The sequence below is a fragment of the Vibrio sp. 10N.286.52.F8 genome, from assembly GCF_041468745.1.
Classification (GTDB): domain Bacteria; phylum Pseudomonadota; class Gammaproteobacteria; order Enterobacterales; family Vibrionaceae; genus Vibrio; species Vibrio crassostreae_C.
Genome location: NZ_JBFRJF010000027.1, coordinates 1 through 25,221 on the forward strand (window position 1 = coordinate 1; position 25,221 = coordinate 25,221).

Genomic DNA, 25,221 nt, shown 5'->3' on the forward strand with positions numbered 1-25,221 from the left:
AATACGTGGATTCCATATATGAAATGGGGCAAGCAATGATCGCGCTTAGAAAAGTCTGGGCATAAACAAGCCAACACTAACCTCACTAGTTTGGAGCTAAAAAGTGAATTGCAGCAGTCAATGTAGGGAGCGATGAGTGCTCGGCATTCGCGTGCTTTGCGATGGTCTATCCAACATATGAGCACAAAAAAAGCGAGCACTAAGCTCGCTTTTAACCATCTGTTTTTAAAGTAAATTACAGTAGTTCTACCGACTGTTGAGCAATCACGAATTCTTCATTGGTTGGGATAACCATTGCTAATGCGTTTAGCATTTCAGACTTACCGATGATGCCTTCAGCACCAAAGCGAGCAGATTCGTTACCTGCTACATCTTCAACGAAACCTAGAATCTTAAGGTTGTTTAGGATTTCACGACGAATTGGTAGAGAGTTCTCACCGATACCACCAGTGAAGATGATGCCGTCTAAAGAATCTAGCGTTGCAAGGTAAGAAGCAATGTATTTTGATACGCGGTAAGTAAACACCTCAAACGCAAGCTTAGCGCCTTCATGGCCCTCTTCCATTGCTTCTAAGATGCCACGAGCATCGCTCGTAAGACCAGACACGCCAAGGAAGCCAGACTCCTTGTTTAGAGAGTTAAATACTTGCTCTTGTGACCAGCCTTTCTTAAGTAGGTATTCGATGATGCCTGGGTCTAGGTCACCACAACGTGTGCCCATCATTAGGCCAGAAAGTGGTGTGAAGCCCATTGAAGTATCAACACTGTTACCGTCTTTGATTGCACATACAGATGCGCCATTACCTAGGTGAACAGAGATAAAGCTAGATTTTTCGATAGGCTTGTTAACCATCTTCGCAGCTTCACGGCTAACGAAGTAGTGGCTCGTACCGTGGAAACCGTAACGACGTACGCCGAAGTCTGTGTATAGCTCTTTTGCGATTGCACCAGTGAATGCACGTTGTGGCATTGTTTGGTGGAAAGCCGTATCAAATACAGCAAATTGAGGTAGAGAAGGGAAAGCTTCAATCGCAGCACGAATGCCGACAGCACCTGCAGGGTTATGAAGTGGAGCTAGGTCAGATAGGCTTTCAATTTCGTTCGTTACTTCTTCAGTAATACGAACGGTTTGAGTGAACTTCTCACCACCGTGAACGATACGGTGACCGATAGCCACGATATCAGCAGTGAAGCCTAGATCTTCCATCAGGCCAACCAATTTGCCAATGGCAATTTTGTGGTGGTTATCTTCGCCTTGAATGGCAATTTCAGTTTTCTCGCCTTGATATTTCCAGCTCATACGAGCATCTTCAAGACCAAAACACTCCCCTAGGCCACTTAATACTGCTTCACCAGAAACAGAATCGATTACAGCAAATTTTAGGGATGAACTACCCGAGTTAATAACCAGAACAAACGAATTAGACATTGGATATGGATCCTGTTTCAGTACGAATTGGATGAAGTGTTTACTTCAATTTTAGTTAAGTCCATTATTCAATAATTTTTGAATCTTTCAACTTTTGTTTTGAAAAAATCACTAAATGAACACAATTAAGTTGATCTTGGTCATTAAATTATTTATTTCGAGAGCGAAATTAAAAAATAGTTGAATAAGAAAATTAATGAACAGGTGACGCAAACGAGTGCTCACGTTATTTTTAACTTGATTCAGTTAATTAAAGCGACTCGAACAAATGCAGGTGATCCGCTTAAAAAACAACCACCCTTCCCTTTCGTCTGCTTATCATTACCGATAACTTTTTGCTCGATTTCTCAATTGCTCAGTGTTTGCATCAAAAAGCTCACTGAAGTTGAGAATAGTGATCTGATCTTATTTTGATTGCCTTCGAGCACAACTCTACGAATAGATGCACTGTAACGACGCTTAGATAGCCTTCACTCTTTGTTTTAGAATGTTTTGGTATAGGCTTAGAACGCGATACAGCTAAGTTTTGGCACTAACATTCGTTCTAGGCGCGATGCTTAGTTTCATGGACGAAGCATAGTTACAGGAACGAAGCTTGATTAAAGTAAGTTAGCTACGAATATCGAGCCAACCAAAGCTTAAGTTCAAATAGCAGGCACAAAAAAGCCGAGCATTACGCTCGGCTTTTAAATTCAGTGTCTAGACCTAAAGCGTCTAAGCGACAGGTTGATTAACCTTCGTTGCGCTCTGGACGACGACCACGGTTACCACCGCCATTGCCGTTACCATGGCCACGTTCGCCACGGAAGTTACCACGGTGATCGCCACCACGGTTACGGTCGAAACGACGTTCGCCATCACGTCCGCCAGCAGAGTTACCATCGCGAGCACCATCACGGTTACCACGGTATCCACCACGACCGCCTTCACGGTTACCACCTTCGCGGTTGCCGCCTTCACGGTTACCACGGTAGCCGCCACCATCACGACCGCCACGGTTGCCACCACGGTTGCCATCACGACCGCCGCCGCCACGACGAGGCTCACGGAAGTCATTGAAATCAACAACTACAGCGCCAGCTTCTTTTTGACGAATGCGAAGTTTGCTTAGCTTACCAGCAGTTTCAGAGTTCATTGCTTTTGGCAGTTGAACGTAAGTAGAACCTTGGTCTAGCTTGATAGCACCGATAGAACCTTTAGTTAGGCCAAGTTCGTTTGCTAGTGCGCCAACGATGTCTTTAACCTGAACGCCTTGCTCACGGCCAACTTGTAGTTGGTAAGTATCCCAATCTTGAGTATTGAAGTTGCGACCACCACCGTCACGGCCGTTGTCACGATCTTCACGACGCTCTTTGCGACGGTTCTTATCACGCTCAATAGCAGCGATCATTGGGTCTTCGCCAACGTAGAATAGTGGGCTCTTACCTTGCTGACGCTTAAGAAGCATTGCAGCTAGAGTAGCAGCATCAACTTCTAGAGACTCTTGAAGAGTAGAGATAAGACCTGCAAAGTTTTCTAGTGCTTTGCTTTCTTTCTCAGTTTCAAGTTCAGCGCCAAGCTTAGCAACACGTGCAGCAGCAACTTGGTCACGTAGAGGAAGTTGAATTTCTTCCATTTGAGACTTAGTTACGCGCTCGATTGTGCGAAGCATGCGAATTTGGTTAGTGCGAACTAGTAGGATCGCTTTACCTTTACGTCCAGCACGGCCAGTACGACCAATACGGTGGATGTAAGATTCAACATCGAATGGGATGTCGTAGTTGAATACGTGAGTGATACGTGGAACATCAAGACCACGAGCTACAACGTCAGTTGCAACTAGGATGTCGATAACACCTTGTTTGATGTGATCAACAGTACGCTCACGTAGAGACTGAGGAATATCACCGTGCAGTGCAGCAGCTTTGAAGCCACGTGCAGATAGCCAATCAGCTAGACGCTCAGTGTCTTGACGAGTACGTACGAATACGATTGACGCGTCAGTTTCTTCGGTTTCTAGAAGACGAGACATTGCTTCGTCTTTTTCTACGCCTTTAACAACCCAGAAGTTCTGCGCTACTTTATCAACTGTGTGGTTAGTACCAGCAACGTCAACTTTAGCCGGGTTACGTAGGTAACGGTCAACAATAGTCTTAACCATTGGAGGCATAGTTGCAGAGAAAAGTACACGTTGTGCAGATTCTGGAGCTTGCTCTAGGATCCAAGTAACGTCATCTACGAAGCCCATTTTCAGCATTTCATCTGCTTCATCAAGAACAAATGTGTGTGCTTCATCTAGGTGTAGACGGTCACGAGTTAGTAAGTCTTTAACACGACCTGGAGTACCAACAACAATGTGAGCACCGCGGCTTAGAGCACGCATTTGGTCAACAATTGAAGCACCACCGTAGATTTCAATAACTTTAAGACCTTTGATATCACGGCCAAGGTTTTTGATTTCCGCAGCAACTTGAATCGCTAGCTCACGAGTAGGAGCCATGATGATTGCTTGTGGTTTGTGTTGGTTCAGGTTGATTTTGTTAAGTAAAGGCAGAGAGAATGCTGCTGTTTTACCAGTACCAGTCTGTGCTTTACCTAGTGCGTCACGGCCTTCAAGAAGAAGAGGAATAGCTGCTGCTTGGATTGGAGTCGGAGAAACGAAACCCATGCTATCAAGAGCTGAAAGAATGTTATCGTTTAGGGCTAATTCATTAAATTGAATTACAGATTCGGACATTGGGATCCCACTATATATAAGTAAACAAAAGGTCCCGGGAGCTCTATCAATTCCAATACTGATCCAATCAGATACTGATTCCATTCAGAGTTACGAAGCAGTAATAAAACACTTCAAGCCATTAGGGACGTCTAAGGGAGGCGGATTATTCCCTAAATGCATAAAAAAATCCAGAAAAAATTGAAATACATCACATATTTTTCGCTTTTACATCAATACTGGTTATCATATCGTCAAAACTTGATGAATATCTCGTCACAGCACCCATCTCCTAGCAAATTGACCTAGTTAAATAAGAGGGCAATTAATTAACGCTCACTTCGCCTTTAAGTAGTAATCAAGCCTCGCAATGATTATAGTGTGCTCAATTGTCCTCGATAGATAAAAGTCAAAATGTTTCAAGATAATCCTCTACTCGCTCAGCTCAAGCAGCAAATCCAAGAAACCCTCCCTAAAAAGGAAGGTACCATCAAAGCCACTGAAAAAGGTTTTGGTTTTCTCGAAGTTGATAGCAAAACAAGCTTCTTTATCCCGCCTCCGTACATGAAGAAATGTGTGCACGGTGACAAGGTGATTGCCATCATTCGCACAGAGAAAGAGCGCGAAGTAGCAGAGCCTGAGGAATTGGTTGAACAAGGTCTTACTCGCTTTATTGCACGAGTTAAGCTTTTCAAAGGCCGATTGAACGTTGTTCCTGATCACCCGCAGCTCAAAAAACTGCAACTTAAAGCGAAAGCAATGAAGGGTCTAAACCCTGAAACGCTTAAAGAAGGTGACTGGGTTGTTGCTCATATCGTTCAACACCCATTAAAAGGTGACAATGGTTTCTTGGCTCAGATCTCTGAGAAAATCACAGACGCTGACGACAAGATTGCACCTTGGTGGGTAACGCTGGCACAAAACGATCTACCAAACAGCGAGCCTGAAGGCATCGACAACTGGCTAATCAACGATGACGCCGATCTTGAACGTGTAGACATGACGCACGTCCCTTTTGTGACTATCGATGGCGAAAGCACAAAAGATATGGATGACGCGCTTTACGCGAAGAAGAAAGAGAACGGTGATTTTGAACTGACTATCGCAATTGCTGATCCAACGGCTTACATCTCTCCAGATGATGCGATGGATAAAGTGGCACGCGAGCGCGGTTTCACTATCTACCTTCCTGGTCGCAACATCCCAATGTTGCCTCGTGATCTTGCTGACAACCTATGTTCACTGATCGAGAACGAAGTTCGTCCTGCACTTTGCTGCACAGTAACGGTATCTAAAGGTGGCGTTATCGTTGATGACATTAACTTCTTCGCTGCAAACATCAAATCTCATGCTCGTCTTGCTTACGACAACGTATCAGACTGGCTAGAAACAGGTGCATCAGAGAAATGGCAACCATCAGAAGAGATTGCTGCAATTGTTTCTGATCTTCACCAATTTGCTCAAGCACGTTCAGCATGGCGCTCAGCAAACGCTGTTGTGTTCCCAGATCGCCCTGACTACCGCTTTGAACTGAGCGAAGATAACGATGTTGTCGCTATCCACGCTGACATGCGTCGTAGCGCAAACAAGCTGGTTGAAGAATCAATGATCAGCGCGAACATCTGTGCGGGCCGAGTACTAAAAGAGAGCTTCAACCAAGGTGTGTTTAACTGCCATTCTGGTTTCAAGGCTGAGAAAATCTCCGACGTTCTTGAACTGGTAAACCCGCAAGCGGAAACGCCGTTCACTGAAGAGCAAATCATTTCTCTAGAAGGTTTTGCTACTCTACGTCGTTGGTTAGGTTCTTTAGATAACAGCTACTACGACAACCGTATTCGTAAATTCCAAGCGTATAGCGAGATCAGCAATGAGCCTGCACCGCACTACGCGATGGGATTAGATATTTACGCAACTTGGACTTCTCCAATTCGTAAATATGGCGACATGATTAACCACCGTATGCTTAAAGCACACATCTTAGGTAAAGCGCCAATTCAAACACCAGATGAAACTATCGGTGATGAACTTGCCCTGCACCGCCGTCACCACGGCATGGCTGAGCGTAATGTTGGCGATTGGTTGTATGCTCGCACTCTAGCCAATGCTCCAGCAGAAGAAACTCGTTTCCAAGCTGAGATTTTCGATATTAACCGTGCAGGTATGCGTGTACGTTTACTTGAAAATGGTGCTGCTGCATTTATCCCTGGATCTCTCATTCTTAATAATAAAGAAAGAATAGAGTGCAACGGTGATATGGGTACTGTATCTATCGATAAAGAAATGGTATACAAACTGGGAGACGTTTTAGAAGTAGTTCTCTCTGAAGTTAATCAGGAAAACCGTAACTTAGTAGCAAAACCTACTCAAGTATTTGCGGACTTGCCTAGCGAGCCTGAAACGACAAACGAAACCGAAGCTTAAAGGCGTTAACAGCTACAGCTTTCAAGGTTTCGGCTTTCAAGGTCAAAGCTATCAAGGTCAAAGCTATCAAGGTCAAAAGCTTCAAAGGTTCACTTCTAAAGGCGCTAATTATTAGCGCCTTTTTTGTAAATGTCTCATGCTTAAACAATACTTAAAAAAAACAATCAATAAGCAATCAATTTACAACGTCAAAGAAGCTCACTATGTCATCAATCACAGTTACTCAGTTCAGAAACTTCATTCCCAGGAGACGAGAACGTTATCCTGCCTCTAAAAACGGTATCTTTATAGTGTCGAAAGGCAGCATTTCTTTTGTGTTGCCCAATGGTACTCAAGCCTCGTTGCAAGCGGGAGATTTCACCCTTTACAATTCTGGTCAGATTAAAGACATCACGGTTAACACTGAAAATGGCGAATTCAGCGCAACCTGCTTAGATTTTGATTTGGCTATCTTTCAAAAGTTCATTAATCAGTTCAGCGATTTAGAGTCCGCTCGAATCCCAGACAAGTACATTAAGTTCAATCAAACGGATACTGAGCTCTGTCAGTTGAAAGATCTCATCATGTCACTGGCCAACTCTTCTTCTCAGAATGACTACGCACTCACTCAATTAGGCTTAAGTTTACTGTCTTTGATGGTGGAACAGTACCCAGCTCTATTGGCTATTATTGCTCGAGCTTCAAGGTTAACCGTGACCCAAAGAGTCATTCATTACATCGAGCAAAACATTGAAAACAATATCTCTTTGGATACGCTCGCCAGTTACATGGGAATGTCACCGGCTACACTTAAACGTCGCTTATCGGCTGAAGATCTGTCGTTCTCAAACTTATTAAAGATAAAACGTATTGCTCATGCAGCCACTCAGCTAAGAACATCGGATAAGTCGATCACTCAAATCGCGTATGAGTCAGGCTTTAAAAGTGCCGCTCACTTCAGCACGGCCTTTAAAACGTATCACGGAAAAACACCAAAAGACTTCCGATCGCTAGTGGCACAAGCACAACTGCAGAGCGTAAAGCCGCAAGTTTAAAGAAACAAAGCGATAGATTGATGTGGACGTCTTAGTTGGGAACTGGTGTAAACCAAGTGGCTTCAATATTAAGCCACTTGGGTGTGGGATGAGATGATTTGGCTTTGGGATTCAGTGGTTGAGTTTTGATACTCATTGATTCAGCTTTGCGAGCAGGCCACCAGCAAACGTGAAAACAGAGTGACTATGACCAGAAGTACGATTTAGGGTCTTTTTCTATTTCCGCCAAAATAGCATCAAGATCCTTCGATTTAGGAAGGTACGGATACGGCCCCCAATTCACAGAGTCGGTTTCGACATCCCCTTCAAGCGGCACCATCACTAACCAACAAGACAGCGACTCATCAAAAGTCACGCAGACGATCTCGTTTGTATAATCACTGTGAGATGAGTCGAGTAGATAATGCGCCTGAGAAAACAGCACACCACCCTCACACTCTTCATATAGGGATTTGCCTAGCTCGACAGGTAAACTTCGATTTCGAGATGTACAGAGCCTCTCGGCCCCAATTAAAAGACGATTCAGCTCGATATGAATGACGGACATAACACCCCTTGTAACTTCATAGAAACTTCATAGAAACTTCTAAGTAGTGAATTCCTCTACTTAGCTTAGGACTCAACAAACATTTTAGCGAACAAGCGTAATCAAAATACCTGCCCTGCTCCCAGAAACGAATCTTGCTTTCGGAAACCCAGAAAGCTACGACTCATCAAGCGAACAGCTATACATCGAGAGTATGGAATTTCACAAAAGTGTCATATAACCGACCTATCATATGCGACAAATGTTATTAACTAGGAGTTGTTTATGTTACGAGTCGCGCTTGCCTCTCTTTTATCCTTAGCCCTGTCTTCTCATGCTGCTTTAGCACAAGAAACCACTATTTCGGGCTCCACTTCAGTATCACGAGTGATGGATGTATTAGCTGAGGAGTACAACAAGACTCACCCTGATAACTATATTGCGGTTCAGGGCATTGGTTCTACAGCAGGTATTACCATGGTTAATAAAGGTGTCTCTGACATCGGTATGAGCTCGCGTTATTTAACCGACCGCGAACAAGACGAGAAGTTGAAGGTATTTCCAATTGCCTTTGACGGCCTAGCTGTAGTAACTAACCGCTCAAACGCTGTAAGCAACGTTACACGTGAGCAGCTATTCGATATCTACAAAGGCAAAATCACGAACTGGAAAGCTGTGGGTGGCGCAGATCAGCCTATCGCAGTTGTCACTCGCGAAGCATCTTCTGGCTCACGCTATAGCTTCGAAAGCTTGCTTGGTTTAACGAAGATCATTAATGACCGTCTAGTGTCTGACATCAACCCAAATAACTTGGTTGTAAACAGCAACAGCATGGTTAAAACGATTGTTAACCATAACCCACACGCGATTGGTTTTATCTCTGTTGGTTCAATCGACCGTTCGATTAAAGCAATTACATTTGAAGGCGTAGAGCCAACATCTAAGAACATTGCTAACCACAGCTATGAATTGGCTCGCCCATTCTTGTTGCTGCACAAGACAGACTCAGTTTCTGACGAGAGCAAAGACTTCATCAAGTTCGTGAAGTCAAAGCAAGGGCAAGAACTTATCGAAGAGTACGGCTACACTCGCATTAAATAAGTGGGATAGTTTTATCTAATGTAAACAAAAAGAGAGAGCACTATGCTCTCTCTTTTTTTGAATCTTTATAAATCGCTTCTTTACAAACCACTTAGAAGTGAAGTTGAATCACTGAAACGATCACAGCGCCAGGACGACGAATACCTTCGATTTCGACGCGAATTTCGCGTTCAATCTCTAGGCCTTTCTTAATTGGCGTTACTTTTGTTAGCGTACTTTTAGCACGAACATTACTGCCCGATTTAACAGGGTATGGGAAACGTACTTGGTTAAGACCAATGTTTACGACCATCTTCGCTGTTGGGAATTGAGACTTGTCAGGGTCAACACTGTCAGTCAATCGAGGAAGCAGAGATAAAGTTAAAAAACCATGTGCGATGGTTGTTTTGAACGGAGAGTCTGTTTCCGCTTTTTCAGGCTCAGTGTGAATCCACTGCATATCTTCAGTAACAAGGCCGAACTGGTTAATACGGTCTTGACTTACATTGATCCAGTCGCCAGTATGGATGACTTCACCGATCTGTTGATTAAGCTCATCAAACACAAGTTGTGCTTCTGGCTTAAGTACGATCGGCTGTTCCACCGGCATCTCTGGTGCATCTTCATTGACAGCAGGTTTGTGGTGATCACGAACCCACGCAAAGAAATGGCTATTTTGCGTACGATTAAGAAAGTCGCCCCAGTAATCTCTAAGAGCTGGAGACATCCATTGCATAAACTCTGAGTGTTGCGAAGACATGCTATCGCCTCGGTGTTTAAATAAATCAATGACTTTCATAAGAACCTCAATGCACAAAAAATTTCAATATAACTTCGTAATTTTGAAACACTTCACACTATTGTGCAAATGTTTTCGAGCATACAACCGTTAGCTGAACCTTGTTAAAATCATATTAAACATATACTTACCAATAAAACATCATTTTATTACAAAACCCAAATTAGAGTGTTAGCTCTATCACATGACAAACATTTGTTTATATAAAAGGCGTTTTTATTCATAAGTGGAATAAAAAAAGGCTTAGCGCAATGCTAAACCTTAGTTTTTACAAGGAATTAGTTTTCCGAGGGTTGGTCTTGTAAGAGACGAATCTTACAAGACACTCAATCCTCTATTCGTCATCAAGCGGAACCAGCTTGGTATTACCACCGTGTGCTTTCTCACGCTTACGTTGCACGAATGCGTAGAAGCCAGGGATTAGGAACGTACCCGCCAGTAATACACATAACAGGCCGCCGATCAGTGAAATACCCAGAGAGTTCTGACTCACGTGACCTGCGCCCGCAGCGAAGATAAGCGGGAAGATACCTAAGATGAACGACCAAGACGTCATGTTCACAGCACGGAAACGCAGTGTACCGCCCTTCACCGCTGCATCTTCAATCGGTGCGTCTTTCTCTTCACGCTCTACCTTTGCGAATTCCACAATCAAGATTGCGTTCTTCGCGGCCAAGGCTATCAAGAGAACCAAACCTATTTGTGCATAAAGGTTCAGCGGAGTGCCCGTTAGATTCAATGCCAAGAAGGAGCCTAAGGTTGCGACAGGTACCACGAGGATAATCGCAATCGGAATTGTCCAACTCTCGTATTGAGCCACCATAAACAGGTAGATGAAGATCAGAGCCAGTGCGAAAGCAAAGATCGCTTGGTTACCTGCTAGTACTTCTTGGTAAGCCATGCCTGTCCATTCGTACTGATACCCCTGAGGCAATACTTCTGCAGCTACGCGTTCCATTGCCGCAATCGCATCACCACTTGAGTAACCTTCTGCAGGTTGACCTTGAATCACGGCACTGCGGTACATGTTGTAACGCCATGCTACATCTGGTTCGAAGATCTGATCGTAAGTCACCAATGTGCTTAACGGGATCATCTCGCCATTAGACGAACGAACGTGGAATCGTTGTAGGTCGTCCATGCTGCTACGGTGTTCACTGTCAGCTTGCATGGTTACGCGGAAGTTCTTACCAAACATGGTGAAGTCGTTCACGTACAACGAACCAAGGTTACCTTGTAGTGTTTGGAAAATTTCCGACAACGGAATACCTAATTGCTGCGCTTTCTCACGGTCAATATCGACATAGTAGTGAGGTACGTTCGCACGGAAAGTACTGAATGTGTGTGAAATCTCAGGCTGTTTGCTCGCCTCAGCTATCACGTCATTCATCACCATAGCAAGATCAGTACGGCTTCGGCCTAGCGTATCTTCAAGTACAAACTCGAAACCAGACGCGGCCCCCATGCCCGGAACTGCAGGAGGCCCCATCGCAAACACGACAGCTTGAGGAAGTTCAGTCGCAGCACGACCATTAATACGCTGTGAGATAGCCTGAGCAGAGTGTTGACCATCCAGTGCATTACGGATGTCCCAATCGTGAAGCTTGATGAACATTGACGCACCATTCGACGCAGAAGCGCCCGTCATAAATGCGTAGCCGTTAACCAGTGTTACGCCATCAACACCCGGCTCTTGTTCAACCATTTCAAGCAGCTGCTTAGTCACTTCTTCGGTTCGAGACAAGGATGCCGCGTCAGGAAGCTGAACGTTAACCAGCAAAATGCCTTTATCTTCTTGAGGTACAAACGCCGTAGACGTTGTCTTCGCAAAATAAGTCACAGCCGCCAAAGCCACAAAGAAGAAAGTGAACAGCAGAACGCCTTTCTTAACTAAGAAGCCAGCCACTTGACCGTATTTGTTAGTAACAGACTCTAGACCACGGTTAAATGCTTGGTACCAACGCGCCGTGTTACCACCACCCTGCTTAAGAACCAGTGAACACAATGCAGGTGATAGCGTTAATGCGTTAATTGAAGAGATAACAACCGCGATACAGATAGTCAGAGCGAACTGACGGTACATGATGCCAGTAATACCAGGAAGCATTGCAACAGGGATGAATACCGCAAGTAGAACCAAGGTCGACGTAATGATCGGCCCCGTTACTTCTTTCATCGCAATAAGCGTGGCTTTACGCGGTGAAATGGTTGGGTCTTTAGCCATTGTGGTATCAACGTTCTCGATAACCAAGATCGCATCATCTACTACGATACCAATCGCTAGTATCAAACCAAACAGGGTTACCGTGTTGATGGTGAAACCCGTCATCTGCATGATGGCAAACGTACCAATCAAAGATACCGGAATCGCAACTACAGGAATCAAGGTTGCACGCGCACTACCCAAGAACAGGTACGTTACCGCAATAACCAGCAAGATGGCTTCGATTAAGGTCTTTACTACCCCTTTGATCGACTCAGCAACAAACAGTGTAGTGTCGTAACTTGCTTCATACGCCACGCCTTCTGGGAAGTTCTTGCTTAAGTTTTCCAGCATCGCCATCACAGCTTTGCCACTTTCCAGCGCGTTAGCGTCTGATTGAAGTGACAGCGTTACGATCGACGCATCTTGACCACGGTATTTACCATTACCGTCGTAGAACTTTTTACCAAGCTCAACACGTGCAATGTCTTTTAAGTAAACCGTTGAACCGTCTTGAGTTGCACGAAGAACAACATTTTCAAACTCATCAGCTGTTTCTAATCGGCCTTTTGTTACCAAGTTGAACTGCACTTCTTGTGCGTTGTTATAAGGTGCAGCACCAATACGGCCTGCAGCAACTTGAACGTTCTGCTCTGCCAACGCGCGATTCACGTCTGAAGTGGTGATATTGAGGTTAGCCATTTTCTCAGGATCTAACCAAACACGCATCGCGTATTCACCACCACCCAACACGTTAACTTCACTGATGCCCTTCACACGAGCCAGTTGGTCTTTAATGTTTAGGTTAATGTAGTTGATCAAGAATTGATCGTCGTACTCACCGTTTGGCGAATAGAAGTTCAATACCATCAAAAGGTCTGGTGAACGCTTTTTAACGGTGACACCCACCATTCGAACTTCTTGCGGAAGCTTCGATTCGATTTGAGCAACTCGGTTCTGAACGTTGACCTGAGCCATATCTGGGTCAGTACCAACATCAAAGGTCACATTAAGGTTGTATGAACCATCGTTAGCGCTTTTAGAAGACATGTAGATCATATCTTCAACGCCGTTAACCGACGTTTCTATGGGGTCGGCTATCGCCTGTTCCACCACTTCAGCACTTGCGCCCGTGTAGAATGCCGACACACTGACCGACGGTGGACTAATTTTTGGATATTCAGCCACTGGCAAGATAGCGAGAGAAATCGCACCCGCCAGCGTTAAGATTATGGATATAACAAGGGCGAACTTAGGCCTTTGAATAAAGAAACGACTTAACATAAATAGTCCCCTTACTCAGCTTGTTCAGCAGAAGCTTGAATACGAACAGACATACCATTACGTACACGCTGTAGGCCTTGAGTGATGACTGCGTCGTTTTTCTCTAATCCAGAATGAACAATCACACCACCTTCAACCTGACGACCCATTTCGATGTTTCTGCGCTCAGCAACGGGTTCGGCTTCTCCTTCAACTAATACCATCACGAAGTCGCCTTCGAGGTCGGTTTGCACTGCACGACGAGGAATAGTCACAACATCAATAGGTTGTTTTTCACGTAGATCAACGCGAACGTGTTGGCCTGGAAGTAGTTGCTGATTCGGGTTATCAGCAATCGCACGCATCGCGATCGTACCAGTATTAAGGTTGATACGGTTGCCCAAGAAGTCAAGCTGACCTAGATGTTCGAACGCTTCACCGTTCTCAAGCATGATCTGAACTTCAACACCTGCAGAGTCGCTGCTGCCATCGCCTTCGATGCGGTCCATACCCAGCTCAATACGCTCTCGCTCACTGATGCTGAACGATGCGTGGATTGGGTCTAGGCTAACCAAAGTCGTCAGTACACCTGAAGACGGCGAAACCAGATCACCCGTGCTCACTTTGGTATCGCTAATACGGCCAGAGAAAGGCGCGATGATTTTGGTATGAGAAAGCTGAACATTCGCAGCATTAAGCTGTGCTTGGCTTGCTTCAAGCTGTGCTTGAGAACCTAACAAGTTTGCGGTTAATGCATCGAATTCAGATTGAGAAATACTGCCTTTCGGAAGTAGGTTTTTACCACGGTTAAAATCAAGCTCGGCTTTCTTAAGGTTCGCGTTTGCTTGAGCAACAGACGCTTTTGCGCTTGCAACTTCAGCTTCAAACGAAGATGGCTCAATGGAATATAGCAGCTGGCCCTTTTCGACCATTTGACCTTCATTGAAATGACGGCTTTGTAGGTAGCCAGAAACTTGCGCTGTGATAGCCGTGTCTTCAACGGCTTCAATACGACCGATGTACGACTTACTTTGCTGGTGAGAAACAACGCTAACATCCTGTACAGCTACGAGAGGTAAAGGCGCTTGCTTAGCATTTTGAGCATCTTGCCCACATCCAGCAAGAATAAGAGAGCTTGCAAGAGCCGTAAGGATCAACTTTTTACGCATGGTTATACCGTCACTTATTAGTATTTGAACAGCATAAAATTTACGTAACACACTCGTTACCATTGTCCGAGGAATATCAATTATAACTAGTCAAAGTGTATCAATATGTTAATTGAAACCAAGTGCTTATAAAGTGATTACAAACACGCTACAATTCCTAAGTAAATCAACCTCTCAGCTTTTGTTCTCTATGGATATTGTCTAACATAATGTATTGTCAGACAGATAAGCATTCACATTTAATTGTTAAGGAATTCTCATGATTTCAAAATGGGCTAAACGTTTCTATCAAATGGCGGAATTGGTCGGTTCTTGGAGTAAAGATCCTTCAACTCAAGTCGGCGCCGTAATCACTAAGCACAACCGTATTGTTTCCGTTGGCTTTAATGGCTACCCACATGGCGTGTCTGATAGTGCGGATACTGATGACAGAGAGATGAAGTACCTAAAGACACTTCACGCTGAAGAAAATGCGATTCTATTCGCTAAGCGTGATTTGGACAGTTGTGAAATATGGGTAACCCACTTCCCTTGTCCGAACTGTGCAGCGAAAATCATCCAAACCGGTATTTCTGCGGTTCACTGCCCAGAGCAAAGTGAAGACTTTCTTTCTCGCTGGGGAGACAAAATCAAAGTGAGCCAAGATATGTTTGAACAAGCAGGCGTAAAAGTCGATTGGTTGCCACTGGCTGACCTAGATTAAACGAACAGATAGTTAGAACAAAAAAGCCGAGAGTCGATATTATCGCTCTCGGCTTTCTTTTGTTTGGGGCTCAGCGGACTGCAGGATTAAGCACTGACAGGAAATGCTTCAGCGTATGCTTCCATGAAATCTTTACGAATCTCTTGCTCTAGATGAACCGCCTTCTCGGTTGGACAGAAAATCATAAAATGGACTTCTTGCTCACCTGTCGAACTGCTTGTGATATGGATGTGAGGCTCAGAACCCGGAAGGTCAACACCAGCGTGCTTTTCGATCACACCGTTGTAACGGCGAGCAACATCGATAAACTCTTCGCAATGCTCTTCAATTTTCACAATAAGACCCGGCACCATAGGGTATAGGTTTACAAAGTCTTTCACCGTCACAAAAAAGTTATGATAAACATAGCGCTTCATAAAGTTGAGGTTCTTTACCGGATAGGTGAAGAACATACTATTAGGCAGCGTGGCTGTCTTACCAGTGAAGTGATATTGCCCATGATACAAATCGATTTCTTGAATCACAGTCGCCATCAAATTGTGCTCAATCACCTCACCGCTTATTTTACCCACTTCGATCCAGTCGCCGATTCTAAATGAGCGAGAACTCGCACGCTGAATAGAACCGGTGAAACACAAAATGATCTCTTTTGAAGCCACTACTATCGCAACAGCAATGGCCGTGACAGATAGCGCAAACTCGCTGATTTCGGATTTCCACAGCACAAATAACGTCACAACAATAATCGCGAATGTGCCGTTTTTGGTTCGTGACATCCAGTTACGTTGGTCTTCACTAAGGAAAGCAACATCACCTCTTATTTGAGATAAGGTGATTCGGCGAATGATTAAAATAATAGTGATAATCAACGCACTAAAAATAAACTTATGAGCGAGTAGAAAATCAATTACTTGCCACACTTTTTCCATTACTTATTCCTTAGCATTACAACGACGAGCTTTACAACGATTAGCGGAGACTTCGCTATGAAAAAGCGCTCAAAAATAGAGCGCTTTTTTACGTGCCTAAATCAGCTATTGGTAAGGCTATCATTTTATCTTGGCAGAAGTAATAAATTGGCCAAAAGTTTCACACCAAATCACAACCGTATTAAATCGATTAAGATCAGTACCTTCGGGAAGCTCAACCATAAAGCGGTCGAATGTTTTCACATCTCCGACTCTCAATAACTCGTTCTTGCTGTCATTGAAAGCGTGCTCGGTTTCAATGAACTTAGGCGAGAGATAAACCTTGTAATCAGGTCCCGGCGCCAATTCACCTTCAAAAGCGATCGCACTTTCGGATACTGAGACGATGCCTTCTCCCCAGTGCAAGAAGTCACTGTCTTGTCGATCTTTAGTGAACTCGCCCGTGTAGATAGCCTGCTCACTGATCGCTTCAACAGAACTTGAGGAAGGAGAATCAGGCTCAATCAAGATAGGCAATGCGTAAACACCTAGCCCAAAACCAACAGCACCCACGGCTAAGTGGGTGCAAAGTAAAACTAACTTTTTCATCGCGTACTCCCTTATGCTTAAAGAGAGTATTATTGAATACTCTCAAAAATACAAAGAGATATAACGCTCTGATGTTCTATTTTTGGTAATGCGTTGCTGTACGTTGAGACAATTCGACAATCACTTTTACCGCTTGCTCCATGCCTTGAATGGTAATGAACTCATGAATACCGTGGAAGTTGTAACCGCCAGTAAAGATATTCGGACATGGTAGCCCCATGAAAGATAAGCGAGCACCGTCTGTACCACCTCGGATTGGTTTAACCATTGGCTCGACATTGCACTCAATCATCGCCTGCTTGGCCAATTCAATAATATGTTGATGCGGTTCAACCATCTCTTTCATGTTGAAGTAGCTATCGGTTAGCACCAGCTCAACACGGCCTTTCTCAAGGCGCTCATTCAGCTCATCGACTTTCTGCTGCATGAATGCTTTACGCGCTTCTACACCCTCACGTTCAAAATCACGGATGATGTATCCCAGTTCAGAGCGAGCCACACCCATTTCCGCCGATTTCAGGTGGTAGAAGCCTTCATAACCTTCTGTGCACTCTGGTGTTTCTTGCGCAGGCATCATCAATTGGAATTGCGCTGCAATGTTCATCGAGTTCACCATTTTATCTTTTGCGGTGCCCGGGTGAACGTTCACGCCATGACAGATAACATCGGCGCTCGTGGCATTGAAGTTCTCAAATTCCAACTCCCCTACTGGGCCACCATCGATGGTGTACGCCCACTCGGCGCCAAATTTTTCAACGTCAAACAGGTTCGCACCGCGACCAATCTCTTCATCCGGCGTGAAACCAATGCAGATGTCGCCGTGTTTGATGTCTGGATTCGCTTTCAGGTAAGCAATTGCACTGATGATTTCAGCGATGCCCGCTTTGTTGTCGGCACCAAGCAGAGTTGTGCCGTCAGTCGTAATCAGGTCGTGACCATGTAAAGAATCAAGATCTGGATACTGGCTTGGGTTCAAACTCTCGCCACTTTCCCCTAATTCAATCGTTCCACCTCGGTAATCTTTAATCACTTGTGGTTTCACGTTGGCGCCTGATGCGTCAGGAGCGGTATCCATGTGCGCCACAAAGCCAATCGCAGGCACATCGTAATCGACATTCGACGGCAGTTTCGCCATCAAGTATCCATTGTCATCTAAAGACACATCAACTAAGTCTAATGCCACCAATTCTAACTTTAAGGCTTCAGCAAAGGTAATTTGACCCGGTGAACTTGGGCATTGCTGATTAGAAGGATCGGATTTGGTATCAAAAGTAACGTAATTCAGAAAACGTTCTACAAGCTTTTCCATAATTCATCTCACCATGGATTAAGTAATTGATTTACTGACTTAATTATTATGTCGATAAGTGATACATCGTTAAATAAATACGAGCACAGAGTCAGTAGCGAGGGTTTTCATCTTACGCCCCTGACCATGTATGTAATTGCTCTAAATCATTATTGTGCGAAATTAGATGCGCTTCCTATACTTGAAAACAGAGGGTTTCGTCAGTTCAACATTGCATACGGATGATAAGAGATCGCTTTGTACGCATTCTACGCCCTCCGCTCTCAGCCTAACAAAAGTACAAAGTGGATGATGATCACAATTTATCCTTGATGCAGAATCTGTCATACGTTACACGGAGACACAGTTATGACGATTAATAAATATTTCATTTTCTCTCCTCAAGCCTCTGAGGAAACGCTTCGACCAGTATTAACTGAGAAAGAAGTTCAAAGGCAGGAAGCTCTAAGACAGGCGCAGATCCAGGGTGGATTAGACACAAACGCGACCTCGTAACTCAATGAATACCTAGCACTATTAAGACCCCTATAAAAAAGCTCTACGCTCTATCCGGTAGAGCTTTTTTTATTTTTGATCTGTTCTCCTCTCCCCCACTCCCAAACAAGCTGAACATTAAACCTTCGCTCATTGCTTGTTGTTCTTCACTTCTCGATCACCAATTGGCTCATAGTTTCTCGCGAATGTATTTTCACGCATTGCACACACTAGCTTGCAGCGCTGAGAAATGACTCACTAAACTCCCCGATGCCATACCTTGTCGTGTCATTTTGTGCTAATAATTCATATTCGTTTTCATTCCTCACTCGCCCTCTTTTCAAAACTATAATGCGAGTACCAGAGAACCTAACCACAGGAACCCCGAATTCAATGGAATATTCAAAGCTAGGAAGTAGTCAAATTCCCGTTTCCCGTATCTGTCTTGGCAGCATGACTTGGGGGCTACAAAATACGCAGCAGCAAGCCGACCAACAGATCGAATACGCATTAAGCCAAGGTATTAACTTTATCGATACTGCAGAGATGTACGCGGTTCCACCTTCTCCAGATACCTACGGAAAAACAGAAGCGATCATTGGTAACTGGTTATCGCGTAACCCACAGCGTCGACAAGAGTTGATCATTGCGAGCAAAATTGCCGGGCCAGGGCTTCCTTGGGTTCGAGATGGCGGCCCGATAACGGGTGAAGCGGTGATCGCAGCCGTTGACGCATCATTAAAACGCCTACAAACAGACTATATCGACCTTTACCAACTTCATTGGCCAAATCGTACAACGCCTCACTTTGGTAAGCATTTCCCGAATCACATTCGATTCAGTGATATTGACCGAAAGCAGCATGAAGCTGAGATGTTGGAAATCCTACAAGCACTGGCAAGCTGCATTAAGGCGGGGAAAATTCGCCATGTCGGGCTTTCAGATGATTCTACTTGGGGCATTAACACTTACCTCAAGCTGAGTGAAAAACACGATTTGCCACGTATGGTTTCGATTCAGAATGAATTTAGCCTACTGCACGCAAAAGACTGGCCATATCTGATTGAGAACTGTGTGCATGAAGATGTAGCTTACCTGCCATGGTCACCTTTAGCTGCAGGCATGTTGAGTGGAAAGTACATTGATGGCGCAAGACCGGAAGGCAGCCGTTGGACTTACATGCAACGTAAAGGCATTTTCCGTGACACTGAATCTGCCAACGAAGCGGTTAAAGGCTATGTTGAAGTAGCAAACGCTCATGGATTTACTCCGAGCCAACTGGCATTGGCATGGTGTAATCAAGTTGATGGGGTGACGTCCACTATCATTGGTGCAACGACCATGGAGCAGCTAAAAGAGAACGTAGCCGCTTTCAGTAAACCGTTATCAGAAGAGATCCTGACTGATATCAACACAGTGTTTAAGCGCTACCCTGCTCCGTATTAGGCTGTCAGTTCAGCTTAACTTAAGTAAGTAAATCCCATAAGAGCGCGCTATTTAGTGCGCTTTTCTTTTTTAAGTGGATCGCTTTTGCTTTTTATATGGATCGCATTGAGCTATCACGCTTTTGGTTCGCTAACCTTTGCTCTATAATGCGCGGGCTTATATCTAGGATAAAAACATGATTTCAAAAAACCAATTAAAACTCCTTCGTGCTTTGGGGCAAAAGAAACAACGTAAAGCCCACGGCCTGTTTCTAGTTCAAGGTGAAAAGAACGTTCTTGAGCTGTTCAATAGTGACTTAGTGGTGAAGAATGTCTTTGCTACCGCTGATTTCTTATCTGAAAATCATGCTTCACTGATTGAGTTTGATTGTGTTGAAGCCTCGCTGGATGATCTAACCAAAGCGAGCACTTTGGTCAGTAACAACGCAGCGATTGCGGTTGTTGAGATCCCAACGTTTGAACTACCAGAAGCGACAGGACTGATGATTGCACTTGATGGCGTTTCAGACCCTGGCAACCTAGGTACGATTATTCGCGTAGCAGACTGGTATGGCATCAAGCATATCGTTGCGAGCAGTGATTGCGCAGACCCATACAACCCTAAAACTATCAGCGCGACTATGGGCAGCTTTGGCCGAGTACACGTAAGTCAAACTGACTTACCAGCTTACTTAGAGCAAGCGAATCTACCGGTTTACGGTGCATTTTTGGAAGGCGAAAGTGTTCATAAGACTGACTTCACTGCAAATGGCATTTTGCTGATGGGCAGCGAGTCTCACGGTATTCGTGAACACGCCGCTAAATACGTGACAGATAAGATTACGATTCCAGCATTCGGTGGCGCAGAGTCTTTGAACGTTGCAATGGCGACTGGCATCATTCTCGACAACATGCGTCGTCAGCATAGCTAGACCTCTAAGCTAACTAGCCAATCGACAGTGTTCAGATATTAAAAAAGGCGTATTGATTAAATCAGTACGCCTTTTTATTTGAGTTCTTTTCAACAATTACTTTTCTAGCATTGCCAACTTATCAGGCACACCATTCCACTTTTCCGCATCATCCATCGCTGGTTTTACTTCTGTTTGCACAGGCCAAATCTCAGCAAGTTCTGCGTTCACTTCAATGAAAATCTTTTGATCTTCAGGCAGTTCATCTTCTTGGAAGATCGCTTGAGCATCACATTCAGGTACACATAAACCACAATCGATACATTCGATCGGGTTAATTACCATGAAGTTTGGGCCTTCATGGAACGCATCTGCGGGACACACTGCCACACAGTCTGTGTATTTACATTGAATACAATTATCGCCTACGACAAATGCCATGATGCTCTGCTCTATAAGTTAGTCAAAATTGAAGAATGGGGATAATACTCATCCCAAAGCAAAATTCAACATCATACGGCTCTAATATCGTGTCTATTTGCTCCATGTTTCCAAATTAGTATGACAGATAAATCAATTTCTCGTAAAATGCGCGCCATTGTGAGCTTATCGCTTCTTTGAACATCAGCGTTTCCATCAAACTCTGTATTAAGAAACGATCTAGCTAAGACACCTATAAAAACGAGACATCGAAATGATACGTTTAACCGAAATTAAACTCCCACTAGACCATGAAGAGTCTGCTATTCAAGACGCTATTGAAGCGAAACTTGGTATTAACTCTGATCAGGTACTCTCTTTTAATATCTTTAAACGTGGCTACGATGCTCGTAAGAAATCAAAGATCTTACTTATCTACACGCTTGACGTTCTCGTTGAAAACGAAGCTGAGTTGTTAGAACAATTCATTAGCGACCCGCACGTAAAAGTGACTCCTGATATGGAGTACAAGTTTGTTGCTAAAGCGGTTGAGAACCAAACTGAGCGCCCTGTGGTTATCGGTTTTGGCCCATGTGGTCTATTCGCTGGCCTAGTGCTTGCTCAAATGGGTTTCAACCCAATCATCGTTGAGCGTGGTAAAGAAGTTCGTGAGCGTACGAAAGATACCTTTGGTTTCTGGCGTAAGCGTACGCTGAACACAGAATCAAACGTACAGTTTGGTGAAGGCGGCGCAGGTACTTTCTCTGACGGTAAGCTGTACAGCCAAGTTAAAGATCCAAAGCACTACGGCCGTAAAGTAATTGAAGAGTTCGTTGCTGCGGGTGCACCAGAAGAAATTCTATACGTAAGTAAGCCGCACATCGGTACCTTTAAACTGGTTACCATGATCGAAAAGATGCGCGCTTCTATCATTGAACTTGGTGGCGAAATCCGTTTCAGCACTCGTGTTGACGACGTTCATATGGAAGATGGTCAAATCACTGGCCTAACGCTTTCTAACGGTGAAGAGATCAAATCTCGTCACGTGGTATTGGCTGTTGGCCACAGTGCTCGTGACACGTTTGAAATGCTGTACGATCGTGGCGTTTACATGGAAGCGAAGCCTTTCTCTGTTGGTTTCCGTATCGAACACAAGCAATCGATGATCGATGAAGCTCGTTTCGGTAAGAACGCAGGCAACCCAATCCTAGGTGCTGCGGACTACAAACTCGTTCACCACTGTAAGAATGGCCGCACTGTATACAGCTTCTGTATGTGCCCAGGTGGTACTGTGGTTGCTGCAACGTCTGAAGAAGGCCGCGTAGTAACGAACGGCATGAGCCAATACTCTCGTGCAGAACGTAACGCAAACAGTGCAATCGTTGTAGGTATCGACCCAGAGCGTGATTACCCAGGTGACGCACTGGCTGGTATCCGTTTACAACGTGAACTAGAAAGTGGCGCTTATGTACTTGGTGGTGAAAACTACGATGCACCAGCTCAGAAAATCGGTGACTTCTTGAAAGGTCGCGATCCAAGTGCAATCGGTGAAGTACAACCGTCGTTCACACCGGGTATCCACCTGACTGATATTTCAAAAGCACTGCCTGATTTCGCTATCGAAGCGATTCGTGAAGCAATCCCAGCGTTCGAGAAGAAGATCAAAGGTTTCTCTACACCAGACGGCCTACTAACTGGTGTTGAGACTCGTACGTCTTCTCCTGTATGCATCAAACGTGGTAAAGACTTCCAAAGCATCAACCTTAAGGGCTTCTTCCCTGCTGGCGAAGGTGCAGGCTACGCAGGCGGTATCCTTTCCGCTGGTATTGATGGTATTAAGGCTGCAGAAGCGCTAGCACTATCAATGGCAGAGCAAAACCAAGCCGAGAAGATTGAGATCGCTTAAACGCTTTCGATAAACCCAAGCTAAATAGCGAACACCCAAAACTGAAAATCCAGTGTCTTGTCGACACTGGATTTTTTTATGTGCATGTGACTAGCGGTGAGCAAGCAACATGGTAGAATGCCGCCATTAATCTTATCCTTGTATAAGATTGTTAAACCTTTCCATCGCTATTTAGCCAAATCATACCGAGAAACTTATGCCATTTTCCAAGCTTGGATTAAGCTCACCTATTGTTAAAGCCGTTGCAAAACAAGGCTATGAAAAGCCAACCTCTATTCAAGAAAAAGCAATTCCGATTGTTCTTTCTGGTAAGAACCTTATTGCTGCAGCACAAACAGGTACAGGTAAAACTGCGAGCTTTGTTCTCCCTATCTTAGAAATGCTAAGCAAAGGTGAAACGCAGCGTAAAAAACGTATCCGCGCAGTTATCCTGACACCAACGCGTGAGCTGGCAGTTCAGGTTGAACAGAACATTACTAAGTACGCGAAGTTCCTAAACCTAACATCATTAGCGATGTACGGTGGCGTATCTTACCAACACCAGAAAGATCGCCTGATTGAAGGTGTCGACATTCTTGTGGCAACACCAGGTCGTTTGATCGACATGTACGGACAACGTGCCGTTCACTTTGATGAAGTGGAAGTACTGGTTCTAGATGAAGCTGACCGCATGCTAGACATGGGTTTCATTGAAGACATCAACAAGATCATCGCGCGTCTACCACAAGACATCCAAAACCTGCTGTTCTCGGCAACGCTTTCAACGCCAGTGCGTGCACTAGCGAAAAGTGCAATCAGTGAAGCGGAAGAGATTTCGATTGCCAAGACTGATGCGTCTAAAGCGAACATTGAGCAATGGTTGGTAACGGTAGATAAAGACCGTAAGTCAGCACTATTGAGCCACATGATTACCGAAGGTAACTGGGACCAAGCGCTTATCTTTATCGAAACCAAGCACGGCGCGGCTAAGTTGGTTGCTCAACTTGAGAAACGTGGTATTCAAGCGGAAGCTTTCCACAGTGGACGTAGCCAAGCGATTCGTGAAAAAATCTTGGCTGACTTTAAGAAAGGTCGCCTAAAATACTTAGTCGCGACGGGTGTTGCTGCTCGTGGTATCGATATCGACAACCTAAGCCGCGTAGTGAACTACGACATGCCATTCCCAGCAGATGATTATGTTCACCGTATTGGTCGTACAGGCCGTGCTGATGCATCTGGCGAAGCGATCTCTTTCCTATCAAAAGATAACTTCAAAAACCTGTGCATTATTGAAAAGCGTCTTGGTCACTTGATTGAACGTCGCGTTGTTGAAGGTTTCGAACCACGCAAAGAAGTACCCATTTCAGTATTGAACTTCGTTCCTAAGAAGAAAAGAGAACAGCAACAAGACTAAGTAATTTCAGCGACAGAAAATGCAAAGTTGCATTAACCAAAAGAAAAGTCGCGTTAGCCAAAATGAAAATAAAACGAAGCCCTATGTGGCTTCGTTTTGTTCTTTGAAATACATATAACGTTGAGGCAATAAGATGATCACTCCTATCGCAACGAGATTAACCCGCGGCCAAGACCTAAAGCTAGAGATCCAGAGGCTAGTGACAGCGCACAATATCTCCGCGGGCTCTATTGCGTCTTGTGTCGGATGTGTTTCTCAACTCAATATTCGCTTAGCTAATGCCAACAACACCAAGCTAGTTCAAGCTCCGTTCGAAATAGTCTCGGTGATGGCAACGCTAACCCCAAACCACCAGCATATTCATATCTCCGTTGCTGATGAGAATGGCAATGTAATTGGTGGGCATTTGCTTGAAGGGACGATTATCGCGACCACGGCTGAATTGATTGTTCACCGCTACGATACCTTGACCTTCAACAGAGAGCATGACGATTCGACGGGTTACACTGAACTTACTATCAGCAATAGCAAATAACTGATTTACC

Annotated in this window: 20 protein-coding genes; 10 read left to right on the plus strand and 10 right to left on the minus strand. The window is 44.5% G+C overall.

From position 1 onward, the window contains the following. Positions 1–235: 235 nt before the first annotated feature. Positions 236–1,429 carry an acetate/propionate family kinase gene (locus AB4133_RS14190; RefSeq protein WP_372055964.1) on the minus strand — a complete coding sequence of 398 codons (1,194 nt, stop codon included), beginning with the start codon at positions 1,427–1,429 and terminating at the stop codon, positions 236–238. Between the two features lie 730 nt (positions 1,430–2,159). After that, complete coding sequence (locus AB4133_RS14195; protein ID WP_080582207.1) at positions 2,160–4,229, minus strand: DEAD/DEAH box helicase; 2,070 nt, start codon at positions 4,227–4,229, stop codon at positions 2,160–2,162. Between the two features lie 309 nt (positions 4,230–4,538). Here AB4133_RS14195 and rnb point away from each other — a divergent pair, with 309 nt between their 5' ends. Together rnb and AB4133_RS14205 are read left to right on the plus strand one after the other, a co-directional pair. Then, on the plus strand, positions 4,539–6,545 hold the full coding sequence (rnb, locus tag AB4133_RS14200; protein WP_372224831.1) for an exoribonuclease II: 2,007 nt from the start codon (positions 4,539–4,541) through the stop codon (positions 6,543–6,545). Between the two features lie 203 nt (positions 6,546–6,748). Then, a complete protein-coding gene (locus AB4133_RS14205; protein ID WP_017064362.1) occupies positions 6,749–7,579 on the plus strand; it encodes an AraC family transcriptional regulator in 831 nt (276 codons plus the stop codon). A gap of 184 nt (positions 7,580–7,763) precedes the next feature. On the opposite strand, the gene AB4133_RS14210 is transcribed toward AB4133_RS14205, so the two are convergent. Further along, positions 7,764–8,126, minus strand: coding sequence for a DUF3024 domain-containing protein (locus AB4133_RS14210; protein WP_017059495.1), 363 nt, complete (start codon positions 8,124–8,126; stop codon positions 7,764–7,766). Between the two features lie 264 nt (positions 8,127–8,390). Here AB4133_RS14210 and AB4133_RS14215 point away from each other — a divergent pair, with 264 nt between their 5' ends. Beyond that, positions 8,391–9,206 (plus strand): phosphate ABC transporter substrate-binding protein, encoded by an 816-nt coding sequence (locus AB4133_RS14215; RefSeq protein WP_017068410.1) that lies wholly within the window; start codon positions 8,391–8,393, stop codon positions 9,204–9,206. Positions 9,207–9,297: 91 nt separating this feature from the next. Here AB4133_RS14215 and AB4133_RS14220 read toward each other — a convergent pair whose 3' ends face one another. The 3 genes from AB4133_RS14220 to AB4133_RS14230 form a co-directional block, all read right to left on the minus strand. Next, positions 9,298–9,984, minus strand: coding sequence for a MaoC family dehydratase (locus tag AB4133_RS14220; protein WP_017059493.1), 687 nt, complete (start codon positions 9,982–9,984; stop codon positions 9,298–9,300). 334 nt (positions 9,985–10,318) lie between these two features. Then, a complete protein-coding gene (locus tag AB4133_RS14225) occupies positions 10,319–13,471 on the minus strand; it encodes an efflux RND transporter permease subunit (protein WP_372224833.1) in 3,153 nt (1,050 codons plus the stop codon). 11 nt (positions 13,472–13,482) lie between these two features. Continuing rightward, positions 13,483–14,619 carry an efflux RND transporter periplasmic adaptor subunit gene (locus AB4133_RS14230; protein ID WP_017059491.1) on the minus strand — a complete coding sequence of 379 codons (1,137 nt, stop codon included), beginning with the start codon at positions 14,617–14,619 and terminating at the stop codon, positions 13,483–13,485. A 259-nt stretch (positions 14,620–14,878) separates the two neighbouring features. Here AB4133_RS14230 and AB4133_RS14235 point away from each other — a divergent pair, with 259 nt between their 5' ends. Further along, complete coding sequence (locus tag AB4133_RS14235) at positions 14,879–15,322, plus strand: dCMP deaminase family protein (protein ID WP_017059490.1); 444 nt, start codon at positions 14,879–14,881, stop codon at positions 15,320–15,322. Positions 15,323–15,408: 86 nt separating this feature from the next. Here the strand turns inward: AB4133_RS14235 and AB4133_RS14240 are convergent, their stop codons facing one another. The 3 genes from AB4133_RS14240 to pepT form a co-directional block, all read right to left on the minus strand. Then, the gene (locus tag AB4133_RS14240) at positions 15,409–16,251 is read right to left on the minus strand and encodes a mechanosensitive ion channel family protein (protein WP_372133027.1); all 843 of its coding nucleotides are present in this window, start codon (positions 16,249–16,251) and stop codon (positions 15,409–15,411) included. 120 nt (positions 16,252–16,371) lie between these two features. Then, the gene (locus AB4133_RS14245) at positions 16,372–16,839 is read right to left on the minus strand and encodes a DM13 domain-containing protein (RefSeq protein WP_017064357.1); all 468 of its coding nucleotides are present in this window, start codon (positions 16,837–16,839) and stop codon (positions 16,372–16,374) included. A gap of 76 nt (positions 16,840–16,915) precedes the next feature. Continuing rightward, positions 16,916–18,148 (minus strand): peptidase T, encoded by a 1,233-nt coding sequence (pepT, locus tag AB4133_RS14250; protein ID WP_017059487.1) that lies wholly within the window; start codon positions 18,146–18,148, stop codon positions 16,916–16,918. Positions 18,149–18,496: 348 nt separating this feature from the next. On the opposite strand from pepT, the gene AB4133_RS14255 reads away from it, so the two are divergent. The 3 genes from AB4133_RS14255 to AB4133_RS14265 all read left to right on the plus strand — a co-directional run bounded on the left by AB4133_RS14255 (position 18,497) and on the right by AB4133_RS14265 (position 20,978). After that, positions 18,497–18,643: a hypothetical protein gene (locus AB4133_RS14255; protein WP_017059486.1), complete on the plus strand. Its 147-nt coding sequence runs from the start codon at positions 18,497–18,499 to the stop codon at positions 18,641–18,643. Between the two features lie 372 nt (positions 18,644–19,015). Next, complete coding sequence (locus AB4133_RS14260) at positions 19,016–20,068, plus strand: aldo/keto reductase (protein ID WP_032545660.1); 1,053 nt, start codon at positions 19,016–19,018, stop codon at positions 20,066–20,068. A 175-nt stretch (positions 20,069–20,243) separates the two neighbouring features. After that, a complete protein-coding gene (locus AB4133_RS14265) occupies positions 20,244–20,978 on the plus strand; it encodes an RNA methyltransferase (protein ID WP_065584752.1) in 735 nt (244 codons plus the stop codon). 96 nt (positions 20,979–21,074) lie between these two features. Here the strand turns inward: AB4133_RS14265 and fdxA are convergent, their stop codons facing one another. Next, complete coding sequence (gene fdxA / locus AB4133_RS14270) at positions 21,075–21,398, minus strand: ferredoxin FdxA (protein ID WP_004737806.1); 324 nt, start codon at positions 21,396–21,398, stop codon at positions 21,075–21,077. Between the two features lie 253 nt (positions 21,399–21,651). Here fdxA and AB4133_RS14275 point away from each other — a divergent pair, with 253 nt between their 5' ends. The 3 genes from AB4133_RS14275 to AB4133_RS14285 all read left to right on the plus strand — a co-directional run bounded on the left by AB4133_RS14275 (position 21,652) and on the right by AB4133_RS14285 (position 25,211). After that, positions 21,652–23,283 (plus strand): NAD(P)/FAD-dependent oxidoreductase, encoded by a 1,632-nt coding sequence (locus AB4133_RS14275; protein ID WP_017059483.1) that lies wholly within the window; start codon positions 21,652–21,654, stop codon positions 23,281–23,283. A 196-nt stretch (positions 23,284–23,479) separates the two neighbouring features. Then, entirely contained in the window at positions 23,480–24,676 is a 1,197-nt protein-coding gene (locus tag AB4133_RS14280; protein WP_017064352.1) for a DEAD/DEAH box helicase, read from the plus strand. A 133-nt stretch (positions 24,677–24,809) separates the two neighbouring features. Beyond that, positions 24,810–25,211 carry a PPC domain-containing DNA-binding protein gene (locus AB4133_RS14285; protein WP_017059481.1) on the plus strand — a complete coding sequence of 134 codons (402 nt, stop codon included), beginning with the start codon at positions 24,810–24,812 and terminating at the stop codon, positions 25,209–25,211. Positions 25,212–25,221: the final 10 nt, after the last annotated feature.